This window comes from Kosakonia pseudosacchari, assembly GCF_900184035.1.
Taxonomy (GTDB): Bacteria; Pseudomonadota; Gammaproteobacteria; order Enterobacterales; family Enterobacteriaceae; genus Kosakonia; species Kosakonia pseudosacchari.
Genome location: NZ_FXWP01000025.1, coordinates 605,999 through 625,684, shown reverse-complemented (window position 1 = coordinate 625,684; position 19,686 = coordinate 605,999). Strand labels below are relative to the sequence as shown.

At 49.6% G+C, this 19,686-nt stretch carries 21 protein-coding genes and 1 other RNA gene; 14 read left to right on the top strand and 8 right to left on the bottom strand.

Annotated features, from left to right (window positions below; translation table 11 throughout):
• Positions 1 to 7: 7 nt before the first annotated feature.
• The 3 genes from BN2591_RS21645 to BN2591_RS21635 all read left to right on the top strand — a co-directional run bounded on the left by BN2591_RS21645 (position 8) and on the right by BN2591_RS21635 (position 1,875).
• On the top strand, positions 8 to 466 hold the full coding sequence (locus BN2591_RS21645) for a phage tail protein (RefSeq protein WP_086873815.1): 459 nt from the start codon (positions 8 to 10) through the stop codon (positions 464 to 466).
• Positions 466 to 1,602 carry a phage late control D family protein gene (locus BN2591_RS21640; protein WP_086873814.1) on the top strand — a complete coding sequence of 379 codons (1,137 nt, stop codon included), beginning with the start codon at positions 466 to 468 and terminating at the stop codon, positions 1,600 to 1,602. The genes BN2591_RS21645 and BN2591_RS21640 overlap by 1 nt, the downstream gene beginning before the upstream one ends.
• A gap of 78 nt (positions 1,603 to 1,680) precedes the next feature.
• Positions 1,681 to 1,875, top strand: coding sequence for an ogr/Delta-like zinc finger family protein (locus tag BN2591_RS21635; RefSeq protein ID WP_086873813.1), 195 nt, complete (start codon positions 1,681 to 1,683; stop codon positions 1,873 to 1,875).
• 420 nt (positions 1,876 to 2,295) lie between these two features.
• Here BN2591_RS21635 and rplS read toward each other — a convergent pair whose 3' ends face one another.
• The 5 genes from rplS to ffh all read right to left on the bottom strand — a co-directional run bounded on the left by rplS (position 2,296) and on the right by ffh (position 5,921).
• On the bottom strand, positions 2,296 to 2,643 hold the full coding sequence (rplS, locus tag BN2591_RS21630) for a 50S ribosomal protein L19 (protein ID WP_004104634.1): 348 nt from the start codon (positions 2,641 to 2,643) through the stop codon (positions 2,296 to 2,298).
• 44 nt (positions 2,644 to 2,687) lie between these two features.
• Positions 2,688 to 3,455, bottom strand: coding sequence for a tRNA (guanosine(37)-N1)-methyltransferase TrmD (gene trmD / locus BN2591_RS21625; RefSeq protein ID WP_086873812.1), 768 nt, complete (start codon positions 3,453 to 3,455; stop codon positions 2,688 to 2,690).
• A gap of 30 nt (positions 3,456 to 3,485) precedes the next feature.
• Positions 3,486 to 4,034: a ribosome maturation factor RimM gene (gene rimM, locus BN2591_RS21620; protein WP_017459924.1), complete on the bottom strand. Its 549-nt coding sequence runs from the start codon at positions 4,032 to 4,034 to the stop codon at positions 3,486 to 3,488.
• Between the two features lie 18 nt (positions 4,035 to 4,052).
• Entirely contained in the window at positions 4,053 to 4,301 is a 249-nt protein-coding gene (rpsP, locus tag BN2591_RS21615; RefSeq protein WP_017459923.1) for a 30S ribosomal protein S16, read from the bottom strand.
• Between the two features lie 258 nt (positions 4,302 to 4,559).
• Entirely contained in the window at positions 4,560 to 5,921 is a 1,362-nt protein-coding gene (ffh, locus tag BN2591_RS21610; RefSeq protein WP_017459922.1) for a signal recognition particle protein, read from the bottom strand.
• 166 nt (positions 5,922 to 6,087) lie between these two features.
• On the opposite strand from ffh, the gene BN2591_RS21605 reads away from it, so the two are divergent.
• Positions 6,088 to 6,876, top strand: a complete 789-nt coding sequence (locus BN2591_RS21605; RefSeq protein WP_017459920.1) for a cytochrome C assembly family protein — start codon at positions 6,088 to 6,090, stop codon at positions 6,874 to 6,876.
• A 17-nt stretch (positions 6,877 to 6,893) separates the two neighbouring features.
• Complete coding sequence (locus BN2591_RS21600; RefSeq protein ID WP_086873811.1) at positions 6,894 to 8,180, top strand: HlyC/CorC family transporter; 1,287 nt, start codon at positions 6,894 to 6,896, stop codon at positions 8,178 to 8,180.
• Between the two features lie 45 nt (positions 8,181 to 8,225).
• Here the strand turns inward: BN2591_RS21600 and grpE are convergent, their stop codons facing one another.
• On the bottom strand, positions 8,226 to 8,822 hold the full coding sequence (grpE, locus tag BN2591_RS21595; RefSeq protein ID WP_141399377.1) for a nucleotide exchange factor GrpE: 597 nt from the start codon (positions 8,820 to 8,822) through the stop codon (positions 8,226 to 8,228).
• Positions 8,823 to 8,945: 123 nt separating this feature from the next.
• Here grpE and nadK point away from each other — a divergent pair, with 123 nt between their 5' ends.
• From nadK to bamE, 3 genes are all read left to right on the top strand, one after another.
• Positions 8,946 to 9,824, top strand: a complete 879-nt coding sequence (nadK, locus tag BN2591_RS24655) for an NAD(+) kinase (protein WP_020454803.1) — start codon at positions 8,946 to 8,948, stop codon at positions 9,822 to 9,824.
• A gap of 87 nt (positions 9,825 to 9,911) precedes the next feature.
• Complete coding sequence (recN, locus tag BN2591_RS24650; RefSeq protein ID WP_086873809.1) at positions 9,912 to 11,573, top strand: DNA repair protein RecN; 1,662 nt, start codon at positions 9,912 to 9,914, stop codon at positions 11,571 to 11,573.
• Between the two features lie 147 nt (positions 11,574 to 11,720).
• Positions 11,721 to 12,062: an outer membrane protein assembly factor BamE gene (gene bamE / locus BN2591_RS21580; protein WP_017459915.1), complete on the top strand. Its 342-nt coding sequence runs from the start codon at positions 11,721 to 11,723 to the stop codon at positions 12,060 to 12,062.
• A gap of 127 nt (positions 12,063 to 12,189) precedes the next feature.
• Here the strand turns inward: bamE and BN2591_RS21575 are convergent, their stop codons facing one another.
• Positions 12,190 to 12,483, bottom strand: coding sequence for an RnfH family protein (locus BN2591_RS21575; RefSeq protein WP_086873808.1), 294 nt, complete (start codon positions 12,481 to 12,483; stop codon positions 12,190 to 12,192).
• A complete protein-coding gene (locus tag BN2591_RS21570) occupies positions 12,473 to 12,910 on the bottom strand; it encodes a type II toxin-antitoxin system RatA family toxin (protein ID WP_208616155.1) in 438 nt (145 codons plus the stop codon). Before BN2591_RS21570 ends, BN2591_RS21575 begins: the two co-directional genes overlap by 11 nt.
• 158 nt (positions 12,911 to 13,068) lie before the next feature.
• Here BN2591_RS21570 and smpB point away from each other — a divergent pair, with 158 nt between their 5' ends.
• The 6 genes from smpB (at position 13,069) to BN2591_RS21540 (ending at position 19,674) form a co-directional block, all read left to right on the top strand.
• Positions 13,069 to 13,551: an SsrA-binding protein SmpB gene (smpB, locus tag BN2591_RS21565; protein ID WP_017459912.1), complete on the top strand. Its 483-nt coding sequence runs from the start codon at positions 13,069 to 13,071 to the stop codon at positions 13,549 to 13,551.
• Between the two features lie 403 nt (positions 13,552 to 13,954).
• Positions 13,955 to 14,318, top strand: a transfer-messenger RNA (tmRNA) gene (gene ssrA / locus BN2591_RS21560).
• A gap of 204 nt (positions 14,319 to 14,522) precedes the next feature.
• The gene (locus tag BN2591_RS21555; RefSeq protein WP_086873806.1) at positions 14,523 to 15,764 is read left to right on the top strand and encodes an integrase; all 1,242 of its coding nucleotides are present in this window, start codon (positions 14,523 to 14,525) and stop codon (positions 15,762 to 15,764) included.
• 222 nt (positions 15,765 to 15,986) lie between these two features.
• Entirely contained in the window at positions 15,987 to 17,213 is a 1,227-nt protein-coding gene (locus BN2591_RS21550; RefSeq protein ID WP_086873875.1) for a hypothetical protein, read from the top strand.
• Complete coding sequence (locus tag BN2591_RS21545; RefSeq protein WP_047361111.1) at positions 17,213 to 17,674, top strand: three component ABC system middle component; 462 nt, start codon at positions 17,213 to 17,215, stop codon at positions 17,672 to 17,674. The genes BN2591_RS21550 and BN2591_RS21545 overlap by 1 nt, the downstream gene beginning before the upstream one ends.
• Positions 17,671 to 19,674 (top strand): DUF3732 domain-containing protein, encoded by a 2,004-nt coding sequence (locus BN2591_RS21540; RefSeq protein ID WP_086873805.1) that lies wholly within the window; start codon positions 17,671 to 17,673, stop codon positions 19,672 to 19,674. The genes BN2591_RS21545 and BN2591_RS21540 overlap by 4 nt, the downstream gene beginning before the upstream one ends.
• Positions 19,675 to 19,686: the final 12 nt, after the last annotated feature.

The following is a 19,686-nucleotide window of genomic DNA, read 5'->3' as shown; positions in this document are numbered from 1 at the left end:
TCACATTATGATGCTGGCATTGGGGCTTTTTGTTTTTATGCGACAGACACTGCCGTTTCAGAATATGGACCGTACCTCAGCATTTAACTGGAAGAACAACGCGCGCGTGGGCAAGCGCGCGGCGTTTCAGTATATCGGTCCCGGCGAGGATACCATCAATATCGCGGGCGCACTCTACCCGGAACTGACTGGCGGCGTGCTGTCGCTTGCGGCGGTACGTCTGATGGCCGAGCAAGGGCGCTCGTGGCCGCTTATTGACGGAACCGGAATGATTTACGGCATGTATGTAATAAGCAGCGTCACCGAAAACGGTTCGGAGTATTACAGTGATGGTTCACCGCGCAAAATCACCTTCACGCTCAAACTTACGCGCGTTGATGAATCGCTGGAGGCCCTGGCAGGCGATCTTCGCGCTCAAGGGGAACAACTGTTCAGGGACGCAACGAAGATGCTGGGGAACATGTGATGATTGACGTACTCACCCAGGATTTGGGGCGGACAAGCATCCCCCTGTTTACGCTGAAGCTAAAGCAGAAACAGCACGATCCGCAGCAAGCGCAAAAACAGCAAGTAAAAGATATTACCTACGATATTGCGCCTCGCCTGATAGCGTTGACCGTCACCGATAATCGCGGGTTTGAGGCCGATACGCTAACGCTAACGCTGGATGATGCCGACGGGAAAATCCAGATGCCGCAGCGCGGTAATGAGGTCAGTGTCGCCATTGGTCGACCAGGAGAACTGCTCACCAATATGGGCACGTTTACCATCGATCAGGTGACGCACCGAGGTACGCCGGATCAGGTGGTTGTTACCGGCCGCAGCGTCGATTTTCGCGGCAATATGAATAGCCCAAAAGAGTGGTCATGGCATGACACAACGCTTGGCGAAGTTGTCAAAGATATCGCCTGGCGTAATTCACTGAGCGCCAGTGTCGCGCCAGCGCTGGCAAATATAAAAATCGCCCATATCGACCAGTCTAATGAATCCGACATTGGCTTTCTTACCCGGCTGGCAACCCGCAACGGTGCCGAAATCGCCGTGAAATCAGGTACGCTGATTTTCCTTGTTCCAGGCATGTGCGTTCGGGGCGGCAAGGTTGTTCCTTCGGTGACGATCACCCGCAGCGATGGCGACTCACACGAGTTTACCCTTGCCGATCGCGCAGCTTACAGCGGTGTGGTTGCCCACTGGCAAGATACCAGAACGCCAAAAGCGCAGACGAAGCAGGTAAAACTGACGCGCAAAACCGCGACAACCAGCAATGAAAAACAGGAAGCGACCGATTACACCGCTGGATCAAAAGATAATATCTATACCCTGCCGACGACATACTCTTCCAAAGATGAAGCCATGCGGGCGGCAGAGGCGAAGTGGCAAGAGATCCAGCGCAACGCGGCGACATTTACGCTCACCCTCGCTCAGGGGCGTACCGATATCTCAGCAGAAAGCCCTGTGTATGTGTCAGGCTTTAAAGATGCGATCAACAACACGCCCTGGGTAATTAAAAAAGTAACACATGGCATTGATAGCAATGGTTTTATTAGCAAACTGGAGCTGGAAGTGCGGGTTGATGGCGTTGAATATGAAGTGCAGGAATAGCGTCAAATGCATTCTTTGACTTGCATTTGCAAGTTAAAAGGATAATATAACTGGCATATACACGAGGGAGAAACCACCATGATGCATTGCCCGGTATGCCAACAAGCGGCGCACGCGCGCTCCAGCCGCTATCTCAGTTCTGAAACCAAAGAGCGCTATCACCAGTGCCAGAACATTCACTGCGGTTGTACGTTCGTCACCCATGAGTCGCTGGCGCGTTATATTGTCCGCCCGCCAGCGCTGCAAGTGAGCGCGTCTCACGCCGGGAGGTAATCCGGCCAAAATACTCAAAAGCCTGCGCCAGCAGGTTTTTTATTTCTGTATCGATAGCGGTAATGAAAAAATTACGCGGGCAATAGGTGGACATAAAACCGCAGATGCAGAAAGCGCGCAGGCTTCGGCCTGCATTAAAAATAAGCCTTTGCCAGCCCGCTGAGATGTAAGTCCAAAGATAATGATATGAAACCAGAATTTGTTAACGCACGTATCTACAGGACGCTATTTTATTTCGCAATCAAAGAGTTAATCAAGGTGGCGGCCTGTTTTGCACGGTTTAAATCCGGAGACAATAAAGCAAAGCCTTGTGCTGATCACCGCTACACGTGAGGGTGTTGAGATGGGTATAAAAAAGGGGTTGGCATTATGCCAACCCCTTGTTTCATAACACGCTTTGGATGTAGCGTGTGCGCTATCTTAGTTAAGACGCTCTTTGATACGAGCAGACTTACCAGTACGCTCACGCAGGTAGTACAGTTTAGCTTTACGAACGGCACCACGACGTTTGACAGAGATGCTGTCAACTACCGGAGAGTGAGTCTGGAAGACACGCTCAACGCCTTCGCCGTTGGAAATTTTACGAACAGTGAATGCAGAGTGCAGACCGCGGTTACGAATAGCGATAACCACGCCCTCGAATGCCTGCAGACGTTTTTTGGAACCTTCAACAACCCATACTTTCACTTCCACGGTGTCACCCGGACGGAAGGAAGGTACGTCCTGCTTCATCTGCTCTTGTTCAAGTTGCTTAATAATGTTGCTCATAATTTAATCTCTTATCCTGGGTAAACTGATATTCGGGTGGTTTCTTAAACCAACCCATCATGTTTCTGTTGCTGTTGCGCGTGTTCACGCTTGAACTCCGCCAGCAACCTTGCTTGCTCTTCAGTCAGAGCCAGGTTTTCCAGAAGTTCAGGTCTTCTAAGCCAGGTGCGGCCCAGCGACTGCTTCAAACGCCAGCGACGTATCTCGGCATGGTTCCCCGACAGTAACACCCCCGGTACTTCCATCCCTTCTAACACTTCAGGTCGGGTATAGTGTGGGCAGTCCAGCAACCCATCAGCAAAAGAATCTTCCGTTGCCGAAGCTTCATGCCCCAGTACCCCCGGAATAAACCGGGAAACCGAGTCAATCAGCGTCATCGCTGGTAACTCACCACCGCTGAGAACGTAATCGCCGATAGACCATTCTTCGTCAATCTCGGTTTGAATTACGCGCTCATCTATCCCTTCGTAGCGACCGCACACCAGAATCAATTTCTGATTCGTTGCCAGTTCGCTGACGCCCGCTTGATCAAGCTTGCGCCCCTGAGGCGACAGATAAATCACTTTGGCGCCTTCGCCCGCCGCGGCTTTTGCTGCATGAATGGCGTCCCGTAACGGGTTCACCATCATTAACATCCCCGGTCCGCCGCCGTAAGGACGATCGTCCACGGTACGGTGCCGATCATGAGCGAAATCACGAGGACTCCAGCTCTGGATGCTCAGCAGGCCATTTTTTACTGCCCGGCCAGTTACCCCGTAGTCGGTAATCGCGCGGAACATTTCAGGAAACAGGCTAATTATGCCAATCCACATAGCGCCGTCTTTTACCGTATATCCGGAGGTTCAAAAACCAGGATCCCAATCTACTTCAATGGTTTGAGTAGTGAGATCGACTTTCTTGATAACCTGCCCATCGAGGAACGGAACCAACCGCTCCTTGATACCAAATGCATCTTTCAGGTTTGCCTTGATGACGAGAACGTCATTCGACCCGGTTTCCATCATATCGACGACTTTACCGAGGCTGTAACCTTCAGTAGTCACTACCTGGCAGCCCATCAGGTCTTTCCAGTAGTAGTCACCCTCTTCCAGTTCCGGCAACTGCGCGGAATCCACGACAATTTCACAATTGGTCAGCAGATTCGCGGCATCTCTGTCATCAACACCTTTCAGTTTGATGACGATGTCCTGATTGTGGTAGCGCCAGCTTTCCAGCTCAATGCTCTGCCACTGACCCGCCTTCTGGATAAACCAGGGCTGGTAGTCAAAAATGCTTTCGGCGTCTTCGGTGGAGGAAAACACTCTGAGCCAACCACGAATTCCGTAAGAAGACCCCAGCTTGCCGACAATAATTGGCTCAACAGGGACCGGTGCGGCTTGTTGCTTGCTCATCATGACCACCGTGACAGATTAAGCTGCTTTCTGTGCTGCTTTGATCAGCGCGGAAACGCGATCGGAAACGGTAGCGCCCTGGCCAACCCAGTGCTGAATACGATCCAGATCCAGGCGGGTGCCTTCTTCTTTCTCGGAAGCGATCGGGTTGAAGAAACCAACGCGCTCAATGAAGCGACCGTTGCGTGCATTGCGGCTGTCAGTCACAACAACCTGGTAGAACGGACGCTTTTTAGCGCCGTGACGTGCTAAACGAATAGTTACCATAACATCCTCTTGTGTGAATAAAACACCAGGCCCCATCGAGGAACGGAGCCCGGTGTCATATTAAAAGCCCGAAAATTTTACTCATTTTTTGCTAAAAAGCAATCGACAGTTGTGAAACTGTAAGGTGTGAGGCCGTTGGCGTTGCAGCCAGTTTGGTGCCGGCGTGCGCGCAGTCACCGGAGCGTACACGTAGTACGTGAGCATTTCGAGCACACCCCGGAGCTAAAATGGCAAACAAGATAGCCTTATGCCCTTGTTTTAGCGCCCCGGAAAGCCTGGCGGCATCATCCCCTTCATCCCGCGCATCATCTTCGCCATCCCGCCCTTCTTCATCTTCTTCATCATGCGCTGCATGTCGTCGAATTGTTTGAGCAGACGGTTCACATCCTGCACCTGCATACCGCAGCCGGCAGCGATACGGCGTTTACGCGACCCTTTGATGATGTCCGGGTTGGCGCGCTCTTTCAGCGTCATGGAATTAATGATCGCCTCCATACGCACCAGCACTTTGTCGTCCATTTGCGCTTTAACGTTGTCCGGGATCTGCCCCATGCCCGGCAGCTTGCCCATCAGGCTCGCCATACCGCCCATGTTTTTCATCTGGCGCAGCTGCTCAAGGAAGTCGGTCAGATCGAAGCCGTCGCCCTTCTTCAGTTTATTCGCCAGCTTCTCCGCCTGGGCGCGGTCAACTTTGCTTTCGATATCTTCGATAAGCGACAGCACGTCGCCCATGCCAAGAATACGCGAGGCGATACGATCCGGGTGGAACGGCTCCAGCGCTTCGGTTTTCTCGCCGACGCCGAGGAATTTAATCGGCTTGCCGGTGATATGACGAATGGAGAGCGCCGCACCACCGCGCGCATCACCGTCCACTTTCGTCAGCACTACGCCGGTCAGCGGCAGCGCTTCATTAAAGGCTTTCGCGGTATTCGCGGCGTCCTGACCGGTCATTGCGTCGACGACAAACAGGGTTTCCACCGGCTTAATTGCCGCGTGAACCTGTTTGATCTCATCCATCATCGCTTCGTCGACATGCAGACGACCGGCGGTATCCACCAGCAGCACGTCGTAGAATTTCAGCTTCGCCTCTTTCAGCGCGGCGTTAACAATATCCACCGGCTTTTGCGCGACGTCCGAAGGGAAGAAATCGACGTCAACCTGCTGCGCCAGCGTTTCCAGCTGTTTGATCGCCGCCGGACGGTAAACGTCGGCAGAAACGACCATCACTTTCTTCTTGTGCTTCTCACGCAGGAACTTACCGAGCTTACCGACGCTGGTGGTTTTACCCGCACCTTGCAGACCCGCCATCAGCACCACCGCTGGTGGTTGCGCGGCGAGGTTCAGGCTCTGGTTCTCTTCGCCCATCGCCGCAACCAGTTCGTTGCGCACGATTTTGACGAACTCCTGGCCCGGCGTCAGGCTCTTGTTCACTTCATGGCCAACCGCTTTCTCTTTTACGCGGTTGATAAAATCACGCACCACCGGCAGCGCAACGTCCGCTTCCAGCAGCGCCATACGCACTTCGCGCAGGGTGTCTTTGATGTTGTCTTCAGTGAGGCGTCCACGGCCACTGATATTGCGCAGGGTGCGCGACAAACGATCGGTTAAATTATCAAACATTGTCTCTCGCCTGAGGTGATACGATGGCCGCCAGCGCGACGCATAACAGAAATTTTCGGGAGTATAACATGAAGACATTGCTCCTGTATGTGATGCAACTGTTGGAGCCAACGTCACGTAACGTTATACTGCTTTTCTTTCTTCTTCAGTCAACTGCCGACATCCTATGCCCGTTTTTGCCCTGATCGCTCTTGTCGCCTACTCAATCAGCATTGCGCTGATCGTTCCCAGCCTGCTACAAAAAAACAGCGGCTGGCGCAGAATGGCCATCCTTTCGGCGGTGATCGCGCTTATCTGTCACGGCTTCGGCTTGAAAGAGCGGCTGTTCCCGGATGACGGCGGGCAGAACCTGAGCCTGCTGAATGTCGGTTCGCTGGTCAGCCTGATGATCTGTACGGTAATGACCATTGTGGCGTCGAAAAATCGCGGCTGGCTGCTGCTGCCGATTGTCTACACTTTCGCGCTGATCAACCTCGCTTTCGCCGTTTTTGTACCTAATGAGTACATTACCCATCTGGAAGCCACGCCCGGCATGCTGGTGCACATTGGCCTGTCGCTCTTTGCCTACGCCACCCTGATTATTGCGGCTATGTACGCACTGCAACTGGCCTGGATTGACTATCAGTTGAAGAATAAACGGCTGGCTTTCAGTAACGAAATGCCGCCGCTGATGGTGATTGAGCGCAAAATGTTCCACATTACCCAGGTTGGCGTGGTGCTGCTGACGCTAACGCTGTGCACCGGCCTGTTCTTTATGCAGAACCTGTTCAGCATGGAAAATATCGACAAAGCGGTGCTCTCTATTATCGCCTGGTTTGTCTATATCGTTCTGCTGTGGGGCCATTACCATGAAGGCTGGCGCGGCCGCAGGGTCGTCTGGTTCAACGTTGCAGGCGCGGGAATTTTAACGCTGGCCTATTTTGGCAGCCGCATTCTGCAGCAGTTCGCGAGCTAAACACAAAGGAGTTCCCCCTGGAACACATCTCCACCACGACGCTGATTATTACGCTAATCATCATGGTCGTGGTTTCGGCCTATTTTTCCGGTTCCGAAACCGGAATGATGACACTCAACCGCTACCGCTTGCGCCACTTAGCCAAGCAGGGCAACCGCGCGGCAAAACGCGTCGAAAAGCTGTTGCGTAAACCCGACCGCCTGATAAGCCTAGTGTTGATTGGTAACAACCTCGTCAATATTCTGGCGTCGGCGATTGGCACCATTGTTGGCATGCGCCTGTATGGCAATGCGGGCGTCGCTATCGCCACCGGCGTACTAACTTTTGTGGTGCTGGTGTTCGCCGAAGTATTGCCAAAAACCATCGCCGCGCTCTATCCGGAGAAAGTGGCGTTTCCCAGTAGCTTCCTGCTCGCGCCGCTGCAAGTGATCATGATGCCGCTGGTGTGGTTGCTGAACGGCGTGACACGAGTGCTGATGCGCATGGTCGGTATTAAAGCGGATGTGGTGGTCAGCGGCGCACTCAGCAAAGATGAGCTGCGCACTATTGTGAATGAATCACGCTCGCAAATTTCTCGCCGCAACCAGGACATGTTGCTGTCGATTCTCGATCTGGAAAAAGTCAGCGTTAACGACATCATGGTGCCGCGCAACGAAATCGTCGGCATTGATATCAATGACGACTGGAAAGCCATTGTTCGTCAGCTCACCCACTCACCGCATGGTCGCATTGTGCTCTACCGTGATTCGCTGGATGACGCCATTAGTATGCTGCGCGTGCGCGAAGCCTACCGGCTAATGACGGAAAAAAACGAGTTTACCAAAGAGGTGATGTTGCGCGCCGCCGATGAAATCTACTATGTCCCGGAAGGCACACCGCTGAGCGTGCAACTGGTGAAATTCCAGCGCAATAAAAAGAAAGTCGGCCTGGTGGTTGACGAGTATGGCGATATTCTGGGGCTGGTAACGGTCGAAGATATTCTCGAAGAGATTGTCGGCGACTTTACCACGTCGATGTCGCCTGCGCTGGCGGATGAAGCCACGCCGCAAAATGACGGCTCGGTGATCATCGATGGCAGCGCCAACGTTCGCGAACTGAATAAAGCCTTTAACTGGCGCTTACCGGAAGACGAAGCCCGCACGATTAACGGCATGCTGCTGGAGGCGCTGGAAGAGATCCCGGCAGTAGGTACGCGTGTCCGTATCGAGCAGTACGACATCGATATTCTCGACGTGCAGGACAATATGATTAAGCAGGTTCAGGTGATCCCGGTGAAAGCGCTGCGGGAAAGCGTCGCCGAATAAGCGAAAAAAAACCCTCTCCGGGCGGAGAGGGTTTATCAGAAAGCGTTACGCCTTCGCTTTAGCAACGGTCACCATCGCAGCGCGAATGGTGCGGCCGTTTAAGGTGTAACCTTTTTGCATCACGCCCAGCACTTTACCTGCGGCAATCTCTTCAGATTCCACCATAGCAATCGCCTGGTGCACGTTTGGATCCAGCGGAACGTCGGTTTCAGCAATCACTTCCACGCCGAATTTTTTCACCACATCCAGCATGTTTTTCAGCGTCAGCTCAATGCCTTCAACCATCGGTGCCATCTCGGCGTTGTCTTTGTCCGCCACTTCCAGTGCGCGATCCAGGCTATCGATAACCGGCAGCAGTTCATTGACGAACTTCTCCAGCGCGAATTTATGCGCTTTCTCAATATCCTGTTCGGTACGGCGACGCAGGTTTTCCATTTCCGCTTTAACGCGTAAAACAGTTTCGCGCTCGCGGCTTTCCGCTTCAGCTAACTGCGCTTCAAGGTTCGCAATTTTCTCATCGCGCGGATCCACCTGCCCAGCCGAATCGTCAGACTCAACAACTGCCTCAACTTCGTCGTGCTGTTCCATGATAATTTCTTCCGGGGCTTGCCCGTCAGGCGTTTTCTGTTCTTTACTACTCATGAATTTCTCCGCGTTTTTTTGCATTCATCTCGCTAACCTGCATTATTATGGGGATCAGTTTCCGGGATTCAAGGGAACGTGACAGATTGTCATCATTTCATTCGCCACAAGGACCTCCAGAAAATGACCCATCATTTCAAGTGTATTGGTATTGTCGGGCATCCACGGCACCCTACCGCACTGACCACACATGAAATGTTATATCGCTGGTTAAGCGCCAAAGGTTATGACGTCATTGTCGAACAACAAATTGCCCAGGAATTGCAGCTTAATAATGTGAAAACCGGCACGCTGGCAGAAATCGGTCAACAAGCCGATCTCGCGGTGGTTGTCGGCGGCGACGGCAATATGCTGGGCGCGGCCCGCACGCTGGCGCGCTATGACATCAAGGTTATTGGGATTAACCGCGGCAACCTCGGCTTTCTCACCGATCTCGATCCCGACAACGCGCAGCAACAGTTGGCAGACGTGCTGGAAGGTCATTATATCGCTGAAAAACGTTTTCTGCTGGAAGTGCAAGTCTGTCAGCAAGAGTGCCAGAAGCGCATCAGCACGGCGATAAACGAAGTGGTGCTGCACCCGGGCAAAGTGGCCCATATGATCGAATTTGAAGTCTATATTGACGAAGTTTTTGCCTTTTCCCAGCGTTCCGACGGGCTGATTATCTCAACCCCTACCGGTTCCACCGCCTATTCACTCTCCGCCGGCGGGCCAATTCTGACGCCATCGCTGGATGCCATCACGCTGGTACCGATGTTCCCGCACACATTGTCTGCGCGCCCGCTGGTAATAAACAGCAGCAGCACCATTCGCCTGCGTTTCTCCCATCGCCGCAGCGATCTGGAGGTGAGTTGCGATAGCCAAATCGCGCTGCCGATTCAGGAAGGCGAAGATGTACTCATCCGTCGCTGCGACTATCATCTCAATCTTATTCACCCTAAAGATTACAGCTATTTCAATACGTTAAGCTCTAAACTTGGTTGGTCGAAAAAATTGTTCTGAAAATCATCGCACAACGCTTTACTGTATATAAAACCAGTTTATACTGTACGAAAACACAGTTATGGTTTTTCATACAGGAAAGCGACCATGTTGGCACAACTGACCATCAGTAATTTTGCTATCGTTCGTGAACTCGAGATTGATTTTCACAGCGGAATGACAGCTATTACCGGCGAAACCGGGGCGGGTAAATCTATTGCCATTGATGCGCTCGGGCTATGCCTGGGCGGTCGTGCGGAAGCCGACATGGTGCGCGCTGGTGCGCCGCGCGCCGATCTGTGCGCCCGCTTCGCACTCAAAGATACTCCTGCCGCCCAACGCTGGCTGGAAGAGAACCAGTTAGAAGATGGGCGTGAGTGTTTACTTCGCCGTGTTATCAGCAGCGACGGACGTTCCCGTGGTTTTATCAACGGCACGGCTGTGCCGCTTTCCCAGTTGCGCGAGTTGGGTCAGCTGCTCATTCAGATTCACGGCCAACACGCGCACCAGTTACTGATTAAACCTGAGCACCAGAAAAACCTGCTCGATGGTTACGCCGGTGAGTATGCGCTCACTCAGCAAATGACCGAACACTACCGTGCCTGGCATCAAAGCTGCCGCGAACTGGCTCAGCATCAACAGCAAAGCCAGGAGCGCGCCGCTCGCGCAGAACTTTTGCACTATCAATTGAAAGAGCTGAATGAATTTAACCCGCAGCCAGGGGAGTTCGAACAGATTGATGAAGAGTACAAACGCCTCGCCAACAGCGGGCAATTGCTCTCTACCAGTCAGCATGCACTGAACGTACTGGCAGACGGTGAAGAGACCAATCTGCAAAGCCAGCTCTATACTGCGCGCCAACTCGTTGGCGAACTGGCAGGTATGGATAACCGTCTTTCCGGCGTGCTGGATATGCTCGAAGAAGCGGCCATTCAGATTAGCGAAGCCAGCGACGAACTGCGCCACTACTGTGACCGCTTAGATCTCGATCCAAACCGCCTGTACGAACTGGAACAGCGTATCTCACGGCAGATCTCGCTGGCACGCAAACATCACATCAGCCCTGAAGAGCTGCCTCAGTTTCACCAGTCGCTGCTTGATGAACAACAGTTACTCGACGATCAGGCTGATTCCCAGGAAACCCTGGCGCTGGCTGTCACGCAGCACCACCAGCTCGCGCTGGCGACCGCCCAGCAGCTGCATGACCAGCGTGTGAAATATGCGCAGGAACTCGGGGAATTAATTACCGAAAGCATGCATTCGCTCTCCATGCCGCATGGCGTGTTTACCATTGATGTGGCGTTTGATGCCCACTCGCTGACAGCTGAAGGTGCCGATCGCATCGAATTTCGTGTGACCACCAACCCAGGTCAACCGCTGCAATCAATCGCCAAAGTCGCCTCCGGTGGTGAGCTGTCGCGCATTGCGCTGGCTATTCAGGTGATCACCGCACGGAAGATGGAAACCCCGGCGCTGATTTTCGACGAAGTTGACGTTGGCATCAGCGGCCCGACGGCCGTTGTTGTTGGCAAGCTACTGCGCCAGCTGGGAGAATCCACGCAGGTAATGTGCGTAACACACCTGCCGCAGGTTGCCGGTTGTGGTCATCATCACTTCTTTGTCAGCAAAGAAACAGATGGCGCAATGACCGAAACGCATATGCAGCCGCTGGATAAACGCGCCCGTTTGCAGGAACTGGCTCGCCTGCTTGGCGGTAGTGAAGTGACCCGCAACGCGCTGGCGAATGCCAAAGAGCTGCTGGCAGCGTAAACTTTTTTGTAATATGACGGTCTGAGTTCTCGACAAAATCGACAACAGACCAGCCGGCAAAGGTTTTAAACTGGCGAAAGGTCTATTATCATCGGCATATTACATATGAGCCACGTATTGTTCGGGCCGAAAAGGAATCAAATCACTATGCGCTGTAAAATGCTGACTGCTGCCGCAGCGGTTCTTCTGATGTTGACCGCAGGTTGCTCTACCGTAGAACGCGTGGTTTACCGTCCTGATATCAATCAGGGGAACTACCTGACGCCAAACGATGTTTCTAAAATCCGCGTAGGTATGACGCAACAGCAGGTTGCTTATGCACTGGGTACGCCGATGATGACCGACCCGTTTGGCAGTAACACCTGGTTCTACGTCTTCCGCCAGCAGCCGGGCCATGAAGATGTTTCGCAGCAAACCCTGACGCTGACTTTCAGCAGCAACGGCGTATTGACCAATATGGATAACAAACCTGCGCTGACCAAAGGCTAAGGTTGCAGAAATGCAAAAAGGTGCTCAATGAGCACCTTTTTTGTTTGAACCACTTATATCGCCTCTTTTCCCGTGGTGTTCGGGGCCTTACTTACCTGCGCGGGGAACATAACCCACCGCTATTAGCTTACGCTTTCTTTGCTGACTTCTCAGCGCGCTGGCGACGCAACTCTTTCGGATCGGCAATCAGCGGGCGATAAATCTCTACGCGATCGCCATCATGCACGCGATCCTGCAATTTCACCGGGCGGCTATAGATACCCACTTTATTCACTTTCAGGTCAATATCATCACGCAGCTCGAGCAAGCCCGAAGCACGTATCGCCTGCTCAACGGTTGCGCCCTCTTCGAGCGTCACCCGTTGAAGGTACTGTTTCTCCGGCAGTGCGTAAGCCACTTCAACAGCGATATTACCCGGCACGGTAAACCTCTTTCGCCCGATGCGTAAACGCCTGCACCATATTGGCCGCCAGCTCTTTGAAAATGCGGCCAAACGCCAGCTCAATCAGCTTATTGGTAAATTCAAAATCAAGCTGGAACTCAATCCGGCAGGCCTCGGCACTCAGTGGAGTAAATTTCCACCCACCAATCAAAGACTTAAATGGGCCATCGACCAGATGCATCAAAATGCTTTGATTAGTGTTTAGCGTATTTCGCGTGGTAAATGTCTTGCTGATCCCGGCTTTGGAAACATCCACTGCCGCTGTCATTTGCGTCGGCCCGGATTCCAGCACCCGGCTGCCAGTACAGCCAGGCAAAAATTGCGGGTAAGATTTTACATCATTCACTAACTGGTACATTTGTTCCGCGCTGTAAGGCACCAGCGCAGTACGGCTAATCTGAGGCATATCGTTTTCCGCGTTCACACAATCGTCAAATAATACCATTTCCCCAGGATGAAAGGAAAACGCTATGCCCGAACTCATGCTAAGATAACCGGCTAAACCTCACAGGACGCAATGAGGTCAGTTTCAGATATCAGATTACCGGATGGCTTCACGACACTATGACGAAGAAAAAAGCATACAAACCAGGTTCAGCCACCATTGCGCTGAATAAGCGCGCCCGCCATGAATACTTCATTGAAGAGGAATTTGAGGCCGGGCTGGCACTGCAAGGCTGGGAAGTAAAATCCTTACGCGCCGGTAAAGCAAACATTGGCGACAGCTACGTTATTTTGAAAGACGGCGAAGCCTTTCTGTTTGGCGCAAACTTTACGCCGCTGACCGTAGCCTCCAGCCACTACGTTTGCGATCCGACTCGCACACGCAAGCTGCTGCTTAACCAGCGCGAACTCGATTCACTCTACGGTCGCATTAACCGCGAAGGTTATACCGTTGTGGCGCTGTCGCTGTACTGGAAAAACGCCTGGTGTAAAGTAAAAATCGGCGTGGCGAAAGGTAAGAAACAGCACGACAAGCGCACCGATCTGAAAGAGCGCGAATGGCAGTTGGATAAAGCACGCATTATGAAAAACGCCGGGCGTTAATCACGTCCGCGTCGCCCTCTCACGCCGGGAGAGGGCATCGAACACTTCTCAGCGCCTCATTCAGTGTGTTCAGCGGTTTAATCAGATAATCCAGCACCGATTTTGATCACTACATTCGCAATCATCCCCGGCAGGCCCGGAAAGATTGTCCAGGGCGGCTGTTCAGCCCCGCTTCTTATGTGCGCATAACCCACTGCTTAGTGCGATCAACAACAGGCGAGCGGAATCAGTTTCATACCCTCTATTAAGTTAGCCGTCTTGTATGAACGCATCAGGCAATGGCAAATACAGCAGTTGCGGTTATGTGTGAACACAAACCAACCACATTTTCCTCGTCAAAAGTCATTGTGATCTGGACTGGAATGGCACGTCATAAATCTGTTATACTCACCGTCACACTTTTGGGGCTGATTCTGGATTCGACGGGATTCGCGAAACCCAAGGTGCATGCCGAGGGGCGGTTGGCCTCGTAAAAAGCCGCAAAAAAATAGTCGCAAACGACGAAAACTACGCTTTAGCAGCTTAATAACCTGCTTAGAGCCCTCTCTCCCTAGCCTCCGCTCTTAGGACGGGGATCAAGAGAGGTCAAACCCAAAAGAGATCGCGTGGATGCCCTGCCTGGGGTTGAAGCGTTAAAACTAATCAGGCTAGTTTGTTAGTGGCGTGTCCGTCCGCAGCCGGCAAGCGAAATTAAAGACTGGACTAAGCATGTAGTACCGAGGATGTAGGAATTTCGGACGCGGGTTCAACTCCCGCCAGCTCCACCAAAATTCTCCATCGGTGATTACCAGAGTCATCCGATGAAGTCCTAAGAGCCCGCACGGTGCAAGCCCTGCGGGCTTTTTTGTGCCCTCAATTTGTCCCGCGAAGTCCGAAGAGAACTAATTAAATCCAAACCTTTTAGGCACCTTGTTAGGCACCTCATAAAGCTATATTGTTTTTGAGGTGCCTAAAACTATGGAAACCCGGCAATGGCAAGACAAACCAAACCTCTATCCGTTAAGGAAATCGAATCTGCGAAACCTAAAGACGCGGACTACGTTCTCTATGATGGCGATGGCCTTGAGCTACTCATCAAATCCAGCGGGAGTAAAATCTGGCAGTTTCGCTACATTCGCCCTGTCACTAAGAAACGAGCGAAGAAGAGCATTGGTCCCTACCCGTCAGTTACCCTTGCCGATGCCAGAAACTATCGCGCAGAGTCTCGTTCTCTACTGGCGAAACAAATCGACCCTCAGGAACATCAGCAAGAACAACTTCGCAGTTCACTGGAAGCCAAAACCAATACTTTCCAGCTTGTAGCTGAGCGTTGGTGGAATGTGAAAAAAGCCAGCGTGACAGAGGACTATGCGGAAGATATCTGGCGCTCTCTTGAAAGAGATGTCTTTCCTGCGATTGGCGACGTTAGCGTTACAGATATTAAAGCTCACACACTGGTTCAGGCCGTTCAACCGGTTCAGGCCAGAGGAGCACTGGAAACCGTTCGTCGCCTCTGCCAGCGCATTAATGAGGTAATGATCTATGCCCAAAACACAGGGCTGATTGATGCTGTTCCCAGCGTTAATATTGGTAAAGCCTTCGAGAAGCCTCAGAAAAAGAACATGCCCAGCATTCGACCGGATCAGCTACCTCAACTGATGCAGACAATGCGAACAGCCAGCATTAGCCTTTCCACACGCTGCCTGTTCATGTGGCAACTTCTTACTATTACCCGCCCTGGCGAAGCGGCTGAAGCTCGCTGGGAAGAGGTAGACATAGAAGCGCAAGAGTGGAAGATTCCTGCAGCACGCATGAAAATGAACCGCGACCATACTGTTCCATTGTCAGATGAAGCAATTACGATACTGGAGATGATGAAGCCGTTAAGTGGAAATCGAGAATTTATCTTTCCCAGCCGCATCAAGCCAAACCAGCCGATGAACAGTCAGACCGTTAACGCATCGCTAAAACGCGCAGGTTTTGGTGGGGTGCTCGTTTCACACGGCCTGCGATCTATCGCCAGTACAGCCCTTAATGAACAAGGCTTTCTGCCTGATGTTATTGAGGCTGCATTGGCCCATGTAGATAAGAATGAAGTACGTCGAGCATACAACCGCACTGATTATCTGGAGCAACGTCGTCCAATGATGCAGTGGTGGGCTGACTTCGTTATGGCCGCGGATCGTGGAAGTACCATGGAAGGTGGGATGAAAGGAATGCGGTTAGTGGGGTGACGGATATGATTTAAGGCCAGCTCAGACTTTTATCTGGGCTGGATAAAACTTTATCTTCAACTAGGTATATGAAAGAAACAGACTATTGTCAACTTTTTGAATGGTTAAAGTTGATTATTTTTGAATTAATCCTTAGTTTTAGGAGGTTATGAAAAATTTTTGGCCAAGATGATGTAATCAATCGTTCTTTGGCTGATTTTATTTATCAAGATTGGAGTGATTGTGAACACTAAACTCGATTTTGACGCTACCAACCTTTTCGAGGCTCTAAAGTATCAGATCCATGTAGCGATCGATTACTGCCACACATTAGAAAAGCATAATGTTCTGTGGATCGAGGTATTTGGCGATGTTACTGTCGAGGGGCGAGATCAGATAGAGGTCAAGAATTACAGCGGAGATCTAACTGATGGTCATGATAATTTTTGGAACACACTCAATAATTGGTTAAAGCCTGATTTCGCCTATCAACAATACACCAACTTAATTCTTCTGACGACACAGGCATATGGTGAGCGGGCGTCACTAAAAAATTGGGATACAATGGATGTAGCACAACGTTTAGCTACATTGGAATCTATTCATAAAAATACTGAAACTCGCTTTGAAAACTCAAATAAAGTAAATAATGACGAAAAAGAGTTTATCAACGAAGAAGCAGCCGTATCTTCTGCTGTGCCTAATACTATCAAGCCACCTAAATCATTAAAGCTTCAGCGAAAAATTCTCGCACCGGATCTTCGAGAATCATTACTGCAAGTTTTACCGAAGATCAAGATTATTACTGAACAACCTGATCTGTTGGAACTAATTGAGCGCTATAAGAAGCGGCATCTTAAAAGCATCTCACCACTCAGGATGGATGCATTTCTAGACGATCTGTTCGGATTTATGACTAGTACACTAAAAATTACAAAAACTTGGAAATTCAGTGTTGACGAATTTGATAAAAAGTTTGCCGAACTCACCGCAAGATATTTAATTGGCACGCTAAAATTCCCTCGTATTGATAGCGATAAAATCGAAAATGAAGCGGCTAGACTGAATGTAAAAGAACGCCGTTTTGCTATGAAATTAGATGAAATCGGTGGAGGAAATGACTTAATATTACAAGCTACTGTCGATTTAATTCATGCTCAACAATATATTGTTGAAGTGATTAAAGATTACACTACATCACAACAAGATATAGAAGACTATAGTCGAAACCTGCTGCGGATACATTGCTCTAGCAGATTAAGTGCCATCTATAAATGCGATCCCGCATTGCAACAACAACAATTAAAAAGAGCATCTTGTGCTTTTTATGGGGAACGTTGCGCTGAAGCTGTCACTCCTTTAAGTACTTATGATTATACTCCAATAGAATTTCGTAATGGTATTTATCACATGTTAGCTGATGAGGAGCCGAAAAACCTTAGATCTGAATTTCATTGGAGGCTCTGGTAATGATATCTACACCTATTGAGCACCTATTTACGATTCAGCGCTCACCTATTGTATTGGCTCCGCTAATACATCAATTTTATGCCAGTTCCCAGCTCCGAGAAAAAGATCTTTTGCTCAGCTATCTTATTCTTCCTATGGTGCTATACCCGTCAATGCAAAAGTACCTGTTAAATGTAAGGAAGACTAGTAACATCCGTACCATGTGCAGTGAGCAGTCTAGACTAGTGGGATTAACCCACAATGTTCAGCAGTCTAAGCCACTGACTCATGCGGCCATGCTTGTGCTTAAGGCAGAACAAGCAATTGAAATAACAAATGAATTATCAGTAAGGTCGGTTCGGGATGTAAAAATTGATAATGCTAACCCAAAACAACTTGAAGCAGCGCATCGATTATCTATGGTTTTTGCTGACACAGATATCGTTTCCATTTACAGGACGTTAGGATTTAAGTCGCTATGAAATGTTTTTTACGGTACATCGGTGTTGTTGACACACAAGAGAATATTCATCAGGTACGTCTTGAACCTGGACTTAATGTAATCACAGGTAAATCCTCGACAGGGAAAAGTGCAATTCTTGAAATTTTTGATTACTGTTTGGGTAGTAGTGAAGACACCATCCCAGTGGGGAAGATTACTGAGCGTGCGGAAACTTTCTTCATTGCTCTTCAATTTACTCGCTATTTCCTTGTAGCAGCCAGGAAAAAAAAATCAGATCGCTGCTTTCTTATGGAAATAAGAAGTACAGATGCTGATCATTTATTGAAGCTTATCGAACAACCAAATTCATTCTTTGATACAAAACATTACATGCCGTTGGCAGATTTCAAGAAAAATTTAGGCCGTCATTTTGCTATTACGTTAGAAAACATTGATGAAGATCCTTTTATCAAACTAACTGGACGAAAAAAATCCTCAACTCCATCAATCCGAAGTTTTTCATCCTTTATGCTACAACATCAGAATCTGGTAGCAAACAAGCATGCGATTTTTTATCGATTTGATGAGAAAGAAAAACGAGACCAAGCCATTAATCACTTTAAAATATTAATGGGTCTTGTAGACGAAAAATACTTTGAATTACATAAAGAATATGAGCTTGCTAAATATGAGCTAAAAAAAACACAAACGCAGATCCCTAAACAGATACAGCGTAAAGAAATGTTTATTGCACGCTATAATCGTTTCCTGGCTGAATATAAAAGTTTGGCTGGCTTACCACTTTTAAATGCCAGCGGCGAAGATATATATTCGAAACCAAAAGCTTTCTTAAAAATCATTTCTGAATACCTAGTCAAAATTGATGTGCTTTCTAATCAAATTGAGGTACGCCGAGCAGAATTACAAAAAGATCGCGTCGATGCACTTGTGAATAAGCGCAAACTTCAAGGGCAAATGAGATTGCTCAATGATTCTCTTTCCACAGCGATGCAGTTTAGCCAGAATATGATGGAAACGAACCTGCCAGCATCTACTGTGCTAACTGAGGCTCATTGCCCTGTATGCGATGCCCAAACTTCAGCACCAGCGGTTGAAGCGAGTAAGCTCATAAATGCAATTGAATGGCTAAATGAAGAACTAAGGCTTTCTTCTTATGCCCGGGAGAGTTTTGCGGAAGAACGTCGAAACATTAAAAATCAGCTAGAGAAACAGGATGAAATACTCCGTCGAATTCAGGACGACATCCGACCCCTTGATGAGGAAATAAATAAACTTAAAACTTCAAAATCGATTGATGAGCAAGCCTTGAAGACCAAACTTAGGCTGGAAATCGCCATCCAAGAACAGTTGGATAAGCCTGAATTTGAATTATCCGAGCAGGAGAAATTTTGGCAAAAAGAGATCACTCGCCTCTCTGCTGAGCTTGCTATATACAATGTGGAAAACCGTCTTCATATTTTAGCCCAAAGCATCAATACAAAAATGTGTGAGTTTGGTAATAATTTCGACTTTGAAGAGAACTATAAACCATCAGCTCTTCGTTTCGATACAGAAACGTTCGATCTATGGCATCAACAAGACAACAAAACACGTGTGTACCTACGTTCTATGGGAAGTGGAGCTAACTGGCTTTACTCTCATTTGGCACTTTTTATGGCCTTACATTACCAGTTTGCTTCTCTCTCGGAAGCTGGTTGCAAAATTCCACCGATTCTCTTTCTAGATCAACCGACGCAAGTATACTTTCCGGCGTCTCTAGATGATGCAGAGGAATTTAAACCGAAAGAATTGGCTAAGCAAGCCAAGCGTGAAACTATTGTCGACGAAGATATGAAGGCTGTGACTAATATGTTTACTCAACTTGCGAAATTCTGTTTCGAGACTGGTGAAACTACGGGCGTCATCCCGCAGGTCATTGTCTCAGATCACGCCGATAACCTCACACTTAGTGAGGGGTATAAATTCCAAGATTATATCCGTGCATCTTGGCGTACCCGTGGATTTATTAGTGACAATTGACAGTATATTAAA

Coding starts and splice junctions, on each gene's coding strand:
- BN2591_RS21645 (WP_086873815.1), top strand. CDS start 8: ATGATGCTGGCATTGGGGCTTTTTGTTTTTATGCGACAGACACTGCCG.
- BN2591_RS21640 (WP_086873814.1), top strand. CDS start 466: ATGATTGACGTACTCACCCAGGATTTGGGGCGGACAAGCATCCCCCTG.
- BN2591_RS21635 (WP_086873813.1), top strand. CDS start 1,681: ATGATGCATTGCCCGGTATGCCAACAAGCGGCGCACGCGCGCTCCAGC.
- rplS (WP_004104634.1), bottom strand. CDS start 2,643: ATGAGCAACATTATTAAGCAACTTGAACAAGAGCAGATGAAGCAGGAC.
- trmD (WP_086873812.1), bottom strand. CDS start 3,455: ATGTGGATTGGCATAATTAGCCTGTTTCCTGAAATGTTCCGCGCGATT.
- rimM (WP_017459924.1), bottom strand. CDS start 4,034: ATGAGCAAGCAACAAGCCGCACCGGTCCCTGTTGAGCCAATTATTGTC.
- rpsP (WP_017459923.1), bottom strand. CDS start 4,301: ATGGTAACTATTCGTTTAGCACGTCACGGCGCTAAAAAGCGTCCGTTC.
- ffh (WP_017459922.1), bottom strand. CDS start 5,921: ATGTTTGATAATTTAACCGATCGTTTGTCGCGCACCCTGCGCAATATC.
- BN2591_RS21605 (WP_017459920.1), top strand. CDS start 6,088: ATGCCCGTTTTTGCCCTGATCGCTCTTGTCGCCTACTCAATCAGCATT.
- grpE (WP_141399377.1), bottom strand. CDS start 8,822: ATGAGTAGTAAAGAACAGAAAACGCCTGACGGGCAAGCCCCGGAAGAA.
- nadK (WP_020454803.1), top strand. CDS start 8,946: ATGACCCATCATTTCAAGTGTATTGGTATTGTCGGGCATCCACGGCAC.
- recN (WP_086873809.1), top strand. CDS start 9,912: ATGTTGGCACAACTGACCATCAGTAATTTTGCTATCGTTCGTGAACTC.
- bamE (WP_017459915.1), top strand. CDS start 11,721: ATGCGCTGTAAAATGCTGACTGCTGCCGCAGCGGTTCTTCTGATGTTG.
- BN2591_RS21570 (WP_208616155.1), bottom strand. CDS start 12,910: ATGCCTCAGATTAGCCGTACTGCGCTGGTGCCTTACAGCGCGGAACAA.
- smpB (WP_017459912.1), top strand. CDS start 13,069: ATGACGAAGAAAAAAGCATACAAACCAGGTTCAGCCACCATTGCGCTG.
- BN2591_RS21555 (WP_086873806.1), top strand. CDS start 14,523: ATGGCAAGACAAACCAAACCTCTATCCGTTAAGGAAATCGAATCTGCG.
- BN2591_RS21545 (WP_047361111.1), top strand. CDS start 17,213: ATGATATCTACACCTATTGAGCACCTATTTACGATTCAGCGCTCACCT.
- BN2591_RS21540 (WP_086873805.1), top strand. CDS start 17,671: ATGAAATGTTTTTTACGGTACATCGGTGTTGTTGACACACAAGAGAAT.